This window comes from Paraglaciecola hydrolytica, from assembly GCF_001565895.1.
Classification (GTDB): Bacteria; Pseudomonadota; Gammaproteobacteria; order Enterobacterales; family Alteromonadaceae; genus Paraglaciecola; species Paraglaciecola hydrolytica.
Genome location: NZ_LSNE01000003.1, coordinates 1,081,087 through 1,093,136 on the forward strand (window position 1 = coordinate 1,081,087; position 12,050 = coordinate 1,093,136).

Genomic DNA, 12,050 nt, shown 5'->3' on the forward strand with positions numbered 1-12,050 from the left:
GGTAACAATATGTGTTTTTGCATTGAAGTATAGGAACTAAAACCCATACCCTTAGCCTAGCCATGTTATAGTGAGGCAAACGTTACCGGAGGCTTTCCATTGGGAAAATTATTTTTTCTATTTGCTCTTTTACCCATTTTAGAAATCACCATTCTAGTTAATGTAGGTGAACAAATTGGTGGCTGGAATACGGTTGCGATAGTGATCGCTACGGCATTTTTAGGTGCGTATTTGGTTAGGCAACAAGGTTTAAGTACTTTACTGAGCGCGCAACAAAAAATGCAAACTGGCACTATCCCAGGCCAAGAAATGGCCGAAGGTTTGTTGTTAGTCATATCGGGCGTGCTGTTGGTTACACCTGGTTTTATCACCGACATCTTTGGCTTTTTACTCTGTTTACCTTTCACGCGCCCCATCATCGCAAAAGCCTTGTTAAAACAAATGTCTTTAAAAGTGGTACAAGCAAGTGCTCAACAAGGACCTTTTTCGGGTACACACTATCAGCAAACCTCATCATCAAATCCTCAGCAAGGTGATATCATTGAGGGTGAATTTGAAAATAAAGATGACCCGATTAAGCAAGGCTTAAGAAAACCTGACTAATATCCTGCTTCATACTTAAACTCGTTAAAATGTCTACTCATGTTAAAACAATTGGTTATTGTTGGATGTTGTTTGCTGCATGCTGCCGGGCACGCGACAACAGATGACAAGGTTTCAGCCTTGTACAACGACTGGCAAGATTCAGCCATGTTTGTCAATCAGGAGCTGTATAAAAATCAGTTGGGCAGCTTAGTAAAACAAGCCCAACAACTTTGCCAAGACCACGTTGATAATCCACAAGCCTGTGCCTTAAGTGGCATTATGCAAACCCACTACGCGACACAAGTTAATCATCTGCAAGGTTTAAAAGTGGCTAAACAAGCCCGCGATGATTTACAACATGCCTTATCACTTGACCCCTTGGTTTACCGCGGCGAAGCCTATGCCGAGCTTGGTACCTTGTACCATCAAACTCCGGGTTGGCCATTTTCTTTTGGCAGCCAAGTGATGGCAGAGCGATTATTGCGTAAAGCTTATGAAGTTGAGCCAGATGGTTTAATCAGTAATTTACGTTTAGGCGAGTTTTTATTTGACCAACAACGCTACCCTGAAGCCCAACACTATTTGCAACAGGCCGTGGACGTTGCGCGTCTGGAGCCACAACTATCAAGGTTAGAATTCCAGCTCATACAGGCTAAACAACGGTTGGCCAAAATACAGCACTAAACAGAAACTATAGAGCATGTTAATCTGAGTCTAGGTTATGTTAAACCAATTAAAAATGTGAGATCTGCGTATGCGAATACTGCTTGTTGAAGACGATATGCAACTCGCCAGAGGCTTACACCAGTCACTGCGGGCTGAAGGATTTACCGCTAATCATGTGAATAATGCCAAGTCAGCTTGGCTGACAATTCAAACCAACGAATGTGATATGTTAATCCTTGATTTGGGTTTGCCAGATATGGATGGACTGAGTCTGTTAAAAAAAATTCGTCAGCATAACTTGCGACTGCCTGTGCTCATCTTAACCGCCCGCGACTCCATGGAAGACAAAATTAAAGGCCTTGATCAAGGTGCAGATGATTATTTAAGCAAGCCTTTTGATGTAAATGAATTGATTGCGCGCTTGCGGGTAATTGAGCGGCGTTTAGGCACGGCCACCAGCAGTGTGATTGTGATCAATCAAGTTAGTTTAGATCTCGCTGCGCATCAGGTTACCTTGGATAAACAACTCCTCGATGTGCCACGTAAAGAGTTTATGGTGTTAAAAGTATTGATGGAACAAGCCGGTCGAATTCAGTCCCGTGAGCAATTAGAGTCAAAACTCTATGAGTGGGGTGAAGAAGTGGCGAGTAATGCCATTGAAGTCCACATTCATCACTTACGTAAAAAACTACCGGATGGCTTTATTAAAACTATTCGTGGGGTAGGTTACAGTGTTGCTAAAGGTCAATAAGCCTTGTCTATCCGCCGCTACCTGACTCTTATACTCATTTCGGTTATTACCCTAGTGACCTTTGCCTCGGCAATTCAAGGTTATCGTAGCAGTATGCTCAAGGCTGCCACGGTGTTTGACGATGAACTGTATGCTTTGGCTCTAGTTTTGTCGGCCACGGTATCGACAGTTCAACCTGCTCTTAGCTTCGATGAGACGGCGTTTACCTATCAAGTTTGGCAAGATGAACAATTACTCTTAAGTTCCAATGCCCGTTTAACTTCACCCATAGCGGCATTTCAGCAGGGTTTTAGTGAAAGTAATTTTTTAGCCCAGCGCTGGCGCACTTACAGCCTTTGGTTAACAGAGCAACAACGCTGGCTTATTGTTGCCCAGCCTCTTAATCGACGTTTTGAACTGGCAGAAAGCGTGATTTTGGCCGCTGTGACCCCGCTTATTTTGTCTATAGGGGTACTGGCTGTGCTGACTTTTTGGATCATCAGTGCCGGTTTAAAACCACTAAATTTATTATCTGAAGCACTACAAGAAAAAAAGGCCGATGACTTACGTCCTCTCCCTGCCGTGCCTCAGGCGGCAGAATTGGTGCCGGTTGTGGATACGCTAAATCAACTGTTTGAGCGTTTAGATGGCGCATTTATGCGCGAAAAACGTTTTGCGGCTGATGCCGCCCACGAACTTCGAACGCCACTGAGTGTATTAAAAATTAACGCGCATAATTTAGCGCTGGAATTAAAACACGATAGCCAAGCCCAATGTAACATGGACTTTTTACAGCAAGGCATAGAGCGCATGAGCCACGTTGTTGAGCAGATTTTATTATTAAACCACACCAACCCTGAGCAGTACCGCGGCAATTTTGTCAGTTTGGATCTCAATGCATTGTGCCAAACGGTGATTGCGTCGATTTACCCACAAATTGCTCAAAAACAACAAGAAATTGAACTGCTTGGGGGGACCGAAGCTATTGTTGGTGATGAGTTTGCACTTGGCATATTGCTGCAAAATCTTATTTCAAATGCCAGCAAATATACGCCTGCGGCGGGGTTAATCAGAGTCACTTTAGCTACTCAGCAAAACACACCTGTAGTGCGGATTGAGGATTCGGGCCCAGGTATGGAGCCAGCAGAATATGAACGTGTGTTTGAGCGTTTTTATCGCATTGGCGGTGACAGGCATGCCAGCAATGTTGCTGGTTGTGGTTTGGGATTAGCCATCGCCAAACATATTGCTCAATTACATAAGGCGCAGTTGCAACTGAGTCACTCTGCAGACCTAGGTGGTTTAGCAGTGGATATACTCTTTGCAGCTCGGGGCAATACTCATGTTTAGATTGTTTATCAGCTTGCTGCTTGCTTTTTTCAGCTCTTCGCTGTGGGCGATTAGCGAATATCATCTGGAAATTAAAGATCATTTGTTTTTTCCTTCACGTATTACTATTCCCGCTGGTCAAAAAGTAAAACTGATAATCCATAATTTAGATGAAACACCTGAGGAGTTTGAAAGTTTTAGTTTAAACCGTGAAAAAGTGATTTTTGCTCAAAGCCAAGCGGTTATTTTTATTGGTCCTTTAAAACCGGGCGAATACGAGTTTGTTGGAGAATATAATCCTAATTCCGCCCGTGGCTCTGTGGTGGTTATTTTAGAAAAGGCGGGAGACGGCAATGTTGATTAATACCGTCATCTTGTTTTTGCGTGATGCTTTGCCGATCTTTGTGCTTCTGGGTTTAGTGTTGGCGCAGGTGCGTATAAGTTTCAATATGCTGTGCACGGCATTGATTAGTGGACTTTTACTGGCCTTGGTTTTTATCCGTCAAGTGGATAGTTTAGGCTCGATGTTTGAAGGTGCAGGTATCGAGATAAGTTTATGGCTATTAAATGTTGCTCTCTACTTTGTGGTGCTAATGCTGGGCCATTCGCTGGTAAAAACCAATAAGGCTTTCTGTAAACCCCAATGGCTGGCATTGGCTTTGATCGTTCTCATCATTATTGCCAAAGGCAGTAACTTTTTATTGTATTTTGATGGTTATCTTAATCAAGCCAATGCTCTGCAATCGATGTTTTTAGGGATCTTACTTGGTGCAGGCATTTGTTTGAGTCTGGCCGTATTGTTATTCTTTTTTGTCACGGCGCTGCGCTCTCGTTTTGGCTGGTCAGCGCCACTGTTAGTGTTATTGATTTTTGCCTCAGGGCAATTGATCAACGCTTTGAATCTGTTGGTGCAAGTTGATTTACTGCCTACATCATCGGTTGTATGGGATAGCCAATGGTTGATTGATGATGAATCTGAATATGGGCATTTATTAAATGTGCTCATTGGTTATGTCGCCACCCCATCAAGGATACAAGTAGCCATTTATCTAGCTGCGATTGTGCTGCCTTGGTTTTATTACCAAAAACTCAAGGGGTTTTCTCATTTTTCAAGAGGTAATACTCTGTGAACATTTTACGTTTAATTTTTATACTTGGGCTGAGTTTATTAGGCTTTGCCGAGCAAGTTTGGGCTGACGGTAATCCCGTCGATAAGGTTTATCATCCGCGGGTAGTAGCGAATGAGCGTAAGTTTGAATGGCGCTTTGCATCCCGGCAAACGAGTGAAGAAAATGTCCTAGCGCAGCGTTTTGCCTATGGACAGGCTTTGACTGAATATCTCATAGTCGAGGCCTATATTAGTGGCGAGCGTGACGAAACTGACGATTATGGTTTGCAGGGTTATGAGTTAGAAGCGCGTTATATGTTGACCGAACAAGGGCAGTACTGGGCAGATTGGGGAGTGTTAGTTGAATTTGAAAAACAGCATGATGAGGGCAATTACGAAATTACCACCGGACTCCTATTTGAAAAAGAGTTTACTCATACCAGTTTAACCATGAATGCCTTATTGGTATATGAGTGGGGAGATAGCATAGATAAAGAGTACGAAACGGAATTCAGATTACAATATCGCTATCGTTTTATGCCTGAGGTTCAGCCTGCAATCGAGATTTATACCGGCGAAGATTTTGTCGGTATTGGTCCTGCCTTTATGGGCGTGCACCGCTATGAGGGGATCAAACAATTAAAATGGGAACTGGCCTTTATCTCTGGGTTAAACGGAAAAGGTAAAGATCACACTCTGCGTTTTGCTTTAGAATATGATTTTTAACGATGGTGTGTGAGTGCTGGGCAATAAACTTGCCATTTAACTTAACTTCAAGTAGTTTTACATAAGTGGCGTTTTTTAAGATTACATAAGCCTTAAGTTATTAAACTAGCCATGAATAAACAAAAAACGAAGTTTATATGCACCTAGCAAATTAAGGGAAATAGCATGAAAAAATCAATTGTTCTATTCACAGTGTTAATCACTAGTGCCGCCAGTGCGACCGCACACACGCTGACTTTAGCTGAAAAAAATAAAAGCTATGCAGAATTTGTACAAGCAGAAAAGCTTAGTGACATTGATAATATACGCAGTTTTAGGTACACAGGTTGGAAAGCTCTTTCTGACGATTACCTAGTAATCACCAATACTAAAAAAGAAGATTACTTGATTGAGTTCAAATCAAGATGTTTAGGCTTGAGCAAAGCAAAAGCTGTCAAACTAAATCGTTTTTCAGACTCAAGCCTAAGCAGCCAATACGATACTGTATCTGTTGTTGGACCAGCAGCTGAAACCTGTCGAATTGAGTCAATTTATCCTATCAGTGCCGAGCAATCTCTTACCTTATCTAAGGTATAAATTGGTTTTTAAATACAGCATTTTTTTGTGAGTAAAGCTGCTGTACTACCCACAAAACAGTAAGTTGGTTAAACTGCAGCTCTCCAACTAACTGTATTTAAGAGAACAAGATGAAAGCCTGTGCTTGCCACATCTTAGTAAAAACCCAAAGTGAAGCAGAAAAAATTAAAGCTTTGATAGATAAAGGCGGAAATTTTCAGCAACTAGCCAAAAAATATTCCTTGTGTCCTTCAGGTAAAAAAGGCGGTGATTTAGGTGAGTTTAGACCAGGACAAATGGTCAAGGCCTTTGATAATGTGGTCTTTAAAAAGCCAATATTGGAAGTGCATGGGCCAGTTAAGACCCAGTTTGGTTTTCACCTGATAAAAACCTTATATCGCAATTAGAATAAGTAAATTTTAACTAGTCAGGCCGCTGAATTTACATTTTAATTACTCCTCGTTTACAAGTTGAATGTAATGTTGTGCGGGCTGAGGAAAGTTAAATGTTGTTACAGCGTTTTAGATTATGTGTATTTGTTGGTTTTAGTATGGTTTTTTTATCATCCTGTGGTAGTTCTGGTGGGCAAGCTGCAACACCGGTAATACCGCGACCGCCATCTGTGCCAACGCCTCCACCTGCTCCAACACCACCCACTACACCAGTGAATAGTGATATTCCAAGTGGTGGCGATCTGGTAGTTACAAGCAGTGAAGCCTTAAACCCCGTCACACATCTTGGTAATGCGAATAACCCTGCCGCAAAAGTCACTGTGGTGGCGGCAACTCATGAGCATTTTAGTCAAGCATTGAAAGTAGAAGTGCTAAACCCAGGTGGTGAGTTTTGGGATGGTCAAATTCTGATCCCCTTAAATAAAGCGGTGGCAAAAGATGATGTGATGTTGGTGCATTTGTATTTTCGTACTACCAAAACTCTATCCGAAACCGGTAGCGGTTTTACCACGGTGTTTATGGAAGGCCCTGCACCTGATTACACTAAGTATATGGTCAGAGAAATTATCAGCGATAGCGAATGGCAAGAATACCTCATCCCAGTACAAATTGGCCAAGCCTTCGCCAAAGGTGGTATACATTTAAAGTTTGGCCTAGGCGCAGGTGATAAGGCACAGACTTATGAAATTGGCGGCATCGAGTTATATAACTATGGTGCATCCAAAGAATTGTCGAGTTTGCCCAAAACTGAATTAAGTTACGAAGGTCGTGCACTCGATGCAGCTTGGCGCGCAGATGCGTTAGAAAGAATTGAAACCCATCGTAAAGGGGATTTTAATTTAATCGTCAAAAATAGTGAGGGCCAACTTGTAGCTAATGCTGATGTTAAGCTTGAGTTTGTACGTCATGCCTATCACTTTGGTTCTGTTATCGCTGCTGGAAAATTATTAGAATCATCAGATGACGGCGATAAATATCGTCAAACCCTACTTAAGTACTTTAATCAGTCTGGTACTGAAAATGACTTAAAATGGGCGCCTTGGGCGGGTGAATGGGGCTCGTCATTTAACCAGCAACAAACACTTGAAGCATTGACGTGGCTTAAAGATAATCAATTTTATACTCGTGGTCACGTATTGGTGTGGCCCTCAAAACGCAACTTACCTAATTTAATGCAAGAGTATTTGCCAGAAGATTTCAGTCAAGCGGATCCGGCGGCTAAACAAGTTGTACTGGATCATATTGACGACATCACCCAAAAAACCAGTCAGTATTTGGATGAGTGGGATGTGTTAAATGAGCCTTTTGATAACCATTATTTGATGGACGCCTTTGGACAGCCAGTAATGTTAGATTGGTTTAATCAGGCACGTATTAACCTGCCAGAACACGGCTTGTTTATTAACGATTATTCAATTTTATCTGGTGGTGGACGCAATGCACCTCATCAACAACATTATGAGGATACTATTCGTTATTTAGTCGACAATAATGCCCCAATTACCGGCATTGGCTTGCAAAGTCATTTTGGTGAAAACCTGACGCCAATGAACACCTTGTACAACTTGCTTGATCGTTACCATAGTGCTTTTCCTGAACTTGCCATTCGCGCGACGGAATTTGATATCAATACCAAAGATGAACAGTTACAGGCCGACTATACCCGTGATTTCCTTATTTTATTTTTTAGTCACCCTGCTACTGTCGGTGTGCAGCTTTGGGGCTTTTGGGCGGGCCAACACTGGTTGCCTGAAGCGGCGATGTTTACTCAAGACTGGCAGGTAAAACCCAATGCAGAGGCTTGGTATCAATTGATCTATCAACAGTGGTGGAATAATTTTAGTGGTACAACAAATGACGCCGGCACGTTTGCTGAGCGCGGATTTTATGGTGATTATCAAGTTACCGTAACAGTGGGTGAAACCAGCAAAATGTTTGATATTACTGTGACAAAAGGACAAATAGCTAATTTTGAACTGGTAATGGATCACTAGGTTTTAATCCATAACATTGATTAGCGATAACACCAAAACTGTAGGTTTTGCTCTTGTAAAAAGGCTTCAGCTTGTTGGCCATGCAATAAAGCCAGTGTGGCCAACAAACCTGCTTGAATACAGTGGGGAGCGGCAACGGTAACTGAGCGTGGGGCATTCATGATCGGATAGCCAGTTTTAGGGTTAAGGATATGGCTATAACGTACACCATCTTTGATTAAGAAACGTCGAGCATCGCCACTGGTTGCCAATCCGCCATTTTTAATTTTAAGGATCTTAATTGCTGCTTTTTCATCAGCCAGACTTTCAATACCGATATGCCAATCTTGCTGGTTTTTTCTGGGTTGAGTCACTTGTATGTCACCACCAAAATTAACCACTATTGAGGTATCAGGTGCTTTAAGCTGACAAAGTTTAGCCACACAATCCACTGCGTACTCTTTGCCTATACCGCCTAAATCCAATTCCATGCCCTTGGGCATTTGTATGGTTTTATGATCAAACCGCACTTTAGACCAGCCAATTAAGGGCAGTAGCTTATTAACCGCTTGCGTAGAGGGTATACGTTCAGAGCCATCAAAAAGCCAAGCCTGACGCAATATACCAGAGCTCAAATCAAACATGCCGTCACTTAACTCATAACAAGTTTGCGCAAAGCTTAATAGTCGATACGTTTCGTCATCAATAACCACAGGGCTGCCGATGGCGTGATTGATTTGGTAAAGAAGATTATCCTTTTGATAGCGACTGAATTTATGTTCGATGCGTTTACTTTCTTGCCACGCCAACAAAGTAAGCTGTTGAGCTAGCTCGTGATCTTGAGTTTCAATTAATAATTCACAGGGGCTGGCCATAGCCGTAAAACGACCACAGTAGTGGTCGTTTTTGGCTTCTATGCTAAAGGCGTTTATTGTGTTGTTGGCTAACAAACTACTTCCTGTCGATTAAGCGTGGGTAATGGAGCAAGATAAACCAGCTTAAAAGCGATAGCTAACTTGTGCAATTACTGCTTTAACGGTGGGATATAGTTCCATGTCTTGCAAAACACCCGGTTCATCAAATCCTGCATTTTTTGGACTTTGTTGATAATACTCAAGTCTAAAAGACAGTTCATCACCATTGTCCAATTCCATGCCGTATTTTAAGCCTAGGGTATAGGCGGTCATTTCTCCCAGTCGATAGTCTGCGCTAGCAAACTCGGGCAGCGTTTCGCCTTCCTGCATAAAAGGCTGAAAGAACTCTGCCGCTGCTTGTTGGTAGTAACGAAAATGTGGCTGAATATAGGTGGTGTCCGACAGATTAATGCGTAAACGTGAATCTATGGTATGTGAATCTATTTTCCAATCATCAGTGGCAAAACGATAGGAAATATCCGCCACACCAAAATCCATGGCATATTTTGTCTGCCAGTAAAAACTATGGCGAGTACGCGTATCGGGTCTGTTTTCGTAAACTAAACTTTGGGTTAAACCTTGTTCATCCACTACAGATAAATATTTAAAGGGATCGTTGGTATAACCGTCTACCGTGGATAAACCATAATTAAACTGCATTAATAGTCGGCGATTAATGACTTGGGTCAGCCCCAGCATTACATCAAGGGTATTTTTGCTATCTGAGTCTGTTGCCCGCGTGCTGTTGTAATTATCTTCGAATTCAGTGCTGTCTTCTTGCTCAGGATTGGGGTTAAATGCCACCGTAGCAAGTGCAAGAGGAATACCTCCTTCAGGTTTTATGGTGTCTAAGGCATAAGACAAGCCGAGTGACAGAGTGGTATTTTTCTGATTTAAGTCATAAGCCAATGAGCCATTTAGCGCAAAAGACAAATAGTCATATTCATTAGAAAACTGTAGTCCACCACTAGCACGTAAATCCTGCGCAATAGGCTGAGTCCACTGGGCGTTGAGCTGTAACCTAGTATCATGAAAGGTATCATCCAAGGGCGTTTCACCAGCGGCAATCTCATAGTTGCCATTACCTGAAGGGCGGGTAAAGGTTTGCGCTGTAGGTTGTGCTACTGCCCCTGTCGCTGACGCGCCAGTCAAACCATCTATGGTAAGTTTGCCACTAAAAATATGTTCGTCACCAAAGTCTTTTGTGGCGGCAATCACACCCTCAACCGCCGTCACGCGATCGGTTTCACCGTAATACATTAGCGCAGTATCAAATTTCCATAACTCAGTATTCTCTTCTGCTTGTGCCGCTGTGACTCCTAATAGTGCACAAGTAGCTGTTGCAAGTACCGCACTGATATTGATTGGTTTATGACTTAATTGCATCCGCAACCTCCGCCAGCAAAGGCTCTACCACCACTAGTGGCTTCTTTACTGAAATAGATATGATCATCTAAAGCTAAATCGAGTTTTTCAGCATCTAAGGCCATTTCATCTTTGGCGAGTAAATCTCTCTCCCAAGGTTGTACACCTAAACTGGCGCAACTAGCGAGCTGAATTAATAATAGTGAGGCAAAGATTTTTACGATTTTTGACTGCATTTGATTTACTCCATTTCTGCCAAAAGATAAGTTATTTCTTGTTCATACTGTTGTTGTTTTGCACTAAAAAAACCTTGGTGGGTAAAACGTATTTGGCCTTTTTTATCAATAAGATAACTGCTGGGCATGCCGACCAAGGCATAAGCGCTGGCAATAAGCCCTTGAGGGTCATAGATGATGGGCATGATGGCGGGTACCTTAGTTAAAAACGTTGCAGCTAGCTCAGGTTCGACATCAAGGTTAATAGCTAAAATTTGCAAACCTGCGTCAGCATGTTTTTGCTGCATAGCATTCATCCATGGAAAAGATTTCCGGCAGGGTTTGCACCAACTCGCCCAAAAATCTACATAGACAACTTTGCCTTGTAAGTCTTGTAAGGTGCCGGTGAGTTGCGGGGTATTAATGGTGAAATTTGTTGCCGGTTTGAGCTCTGTTACAGCATGAGCAGAGTCTGTCGTTAACAACAAGCAACTTAGGAGTAGTGAATAGATAATGAAGCGCAAAATACAGGCCTTTTAAACTGGAATAGTCCGAGGATAAAAGAACAATCTTAAATAAAACTTAACAAGGGATAATTTTATGGCAGATATAAAAAAAGCAGCTCAATGCTGCTTTTTTATAGCGTATAAATGAATGAAGATTACGCGTCTACTGAACCACAAAAGCGGTAGCCTTCGCCGTGGATAGTCACGATCAAATCATCAGCATTCACTTCAGATTCAAAATGTTTACGGATTCGACGAATCGTCACATCAACAGTACGGTCATTGGGGCGTAATTCACGACCAGTCATTTCTAAAATCAACTGTTCGCGAGTTAATATCTTGCCGGGGTTACTTAAAAATAAATGTAAGGCACGAAATTCACTGCGTGGTAAACGGAATTCTTTGCTGCTAGGCGAAATCAAACTACGACTGTCACCATCTAATACCCAACCATTAAAGTTAACACGGCTTGGAAGATCATCGTCTTCATTCGTATTACTAGTACGAGCTAATAAATTGCGTGCACGGATCGTTAACTCACGAGGATTAAATGGTTTTGTTAAATAATCATCAGCACCGATTTCTAAACCGAGGATACGATCAACATCGTTATCACGACCAGTTAAAAAGATCAGACCTATATTTTTACGACCTCTAACTTCACGCGCTAAGATAAGTCCGTTTTTGCCTGGTAGATTAATATCCATAATAACCAGGTTGATGTTGTTATTTTCGAAAAAATCATGCATTTGTTCGCCATTTTCTGCTTCAAATACATTATATCCTTCCGCCTCGAATAAACTTTTCAGGGTCGTGCGGGTTACGACTTCATCTTCGACAATTAAAATATTGGGTGTCTGCATGTTTTCACGCCGTGTTAATAAATTTGGTTAAAAGTTTATCAGAAAATATCTAAAAATCAGGGT

The 12,050-nt window shown here is 42.0% G+C and carries 15 protein-coding genes; 10 read left to right on the top strand and 5 right to left on the bottom strand.

Annotation, left to right across the window (positions count from 1 at the left end; genetic code table 11):
* Positions 1-99: 99 nt before the first annotated feature.
* The 10 genes from AX660_RS07225 (at position 100) to AX660_RS07270 (ending at position 8,145) form a co-directional block, all read left to right on the top strand.
* Positions 100-603: an FxsA family protein gene (locus AX660_RS07225; RefSeq protein WP_068374580.1), complete on the top strand. Its 504-nt coding sequence runs from the start codon at positions 100-102 to the stop codon at positions 601-603.
* 39 nt (positions 604-642) lie between these two features.
* A complete protein-coding gene (locus AX660_RS07230; RefSeq protein WP_068374583.1) occupies positions 643-1,269 on the top strand; it encodes a tetratricopeptide repeat protein in 627 nt (208 codons plus the stop codon).
* Between the two features lie 70 nt (positions 1,270-1,339).
* Positions 1,340-2,002: a response regulator gene (locus tag AX660_RS07235; protein WP_068374586.1), complete on the top strand. Its 663-nt coding sequence runs from the start codon at positions 1,340-1,342 to the stop codon at positions 2,000-2,002.
* Between the two features lie 3 nt (positions 2,003-2,005).
* Positions 2,006-3,331, top strand: a complete 1,326-nt coding sequence (locus AX660_RS07240) for an ATP-binding protein (RefSeq protein ID WP_068374589.1) — start codon at positions 2,006-2,008, stop codon at positions 3,329-3,331.
* Positions 3,324-3,674, top strand: a complete 351-nt coding sequence (locus tag AX660_RS07245) for a cupredoxin domain-containing protein (protein ID WP_068374592.1) — start codon at positions 3,324-3,326, stop codon at positions 3,672-3,674. The genes AX660_RS07240 and AX660_RS07245 overlap by 8 nt, the downstream gene beginning before the upstream one ends.
* Positions 3,664-4,440 carry an FTR1 family protein gene (locus tag AX660_RS07250; protein ID WP_068374595.1) on the top strand — a complete coding sequence of 259 codons (777 nt, stop codon included), beginning with the start codon at positions 3,664-3,666 and terminating at the stop codon, positions 4,438-4,440. Before AX660_RS07245 ends, AX660_RS07250 begins: the two co-directional genes overlap by 11 nt.
* A gap of 2 nt (positions 4,441-4,442) precedes the next feature.
* On the top strand, positions 4,443-5,144 hold the full coding sequence (locus AX660_RS07255; RefSeq protein WP_082768802.1) for a hypothetical protein: 702 nt from the start codon (positions 4,443-4,445) through the stop codon (positions 5,142-5,144).
* A 165-nt stretch (positions 5,145-5,309) separates the two neighbouring features.
* Positions 5,310-5,720, top strand: a complete 411-nt coding sequence (locus AX660_RS07260) for a DUF6491 family protein (protein WP_068374601.1) — start codon at positions 5,310-5,312, stop codon at positions 5,718-5,720.
* Positions 5,721-5,830: 110 nt separating this feature from the next.
* Complete coding sequence (locus tag AX660_RS07265) at positions 5,831-6,106, top strand: peptidylprolyl isomerase (RefSeq protein ID WP_068374604.1); 276 nt, start codon at positions 5,831-5,833, stop codon at positions 6,104-6,106.
* 98 nt (positions 6,107-6,204) lie between these two features.
* A complete protein-coding gene (locus AX660_RS07270) occupies positions 6,205-8,145 on the top strand; it encodes an endo-1,4-beta-xylanase (protein WP_068374607.1) in 1,941 nt (646 codons plus the stop codon).
* Between the two features lie 20 nt (positions 8,146-8,165).
* Here AX660_RS07270 and AX660_RS07275 read toward each other — a convergent pair whose 3' ends face one another.
* The 5 genes from AX660_RS07275 to arcA all read right to left on the bottom strand — a co-directional run bounded on the left by AX660_RS07275 (position 8,166) and on the right by arcA (position 11,987).
* Positions 8,166-8,999, bottom strand: coding sequence for an FAD:protein FMN transferase (locus AX660_RS07275; RefSeq protein WP_068375333.1), 834 nt, complete (start codon positions 8,997-8,999; stop codon positions 8,166-8,168).
* Between the two features lie 123 nt (positions 9,000-9,122).
* Positions 9,123-10,424 carry a DUF3570 domain-containing protein gene (locus AX660_RS07280; RefSeq protein WP_068374610.1) on the bottom strand — a complete coding sequence of 434 codons (1,302 nt, stop codon included), beginning with the start codon at positions 10,422-10,424 and terminating at the stop codon, positions 9,123-9,125.
* A complete protein-coding gene (locus AX660_RS07285; RefSeq protein WP_068374613.1) occupies positions 10,415-10,639 on the bottom strand; it encodes a DUF4266 domain-containing protein in 225 nt (74 codons plus the stop codon). Before AX660_RS07285 ends, AX660_RS07280 begins: the two co-directional genes overlap by 10 nt.
* Before the next feature lie 5 nt (positions 10,640-10,644).
* Entirely contained in the window at positions 10,645-11,103 is a 459-nt protein-coding gene (locus AX660_RS07290) for a TlpA disulfide reductase family protein (RefSeq protein WP_068374616.1), read from the bottom strand.
* Positions 11,104-11,279: 176 nt separating this feature from the next.
* Positions 11,280-11,987, bottom strand: coding sequence for a two-component system response regulator ArcA (gene arcA, locus AX660_RS07295; RefSeq protein ID WP_068374619.1), 708 nt, complete (start codon positions 11,985-11,987; stop codon positions 11,280-11,282).
* Positions 11,988-12,050 lie beyond the last annotated feature (63 nt).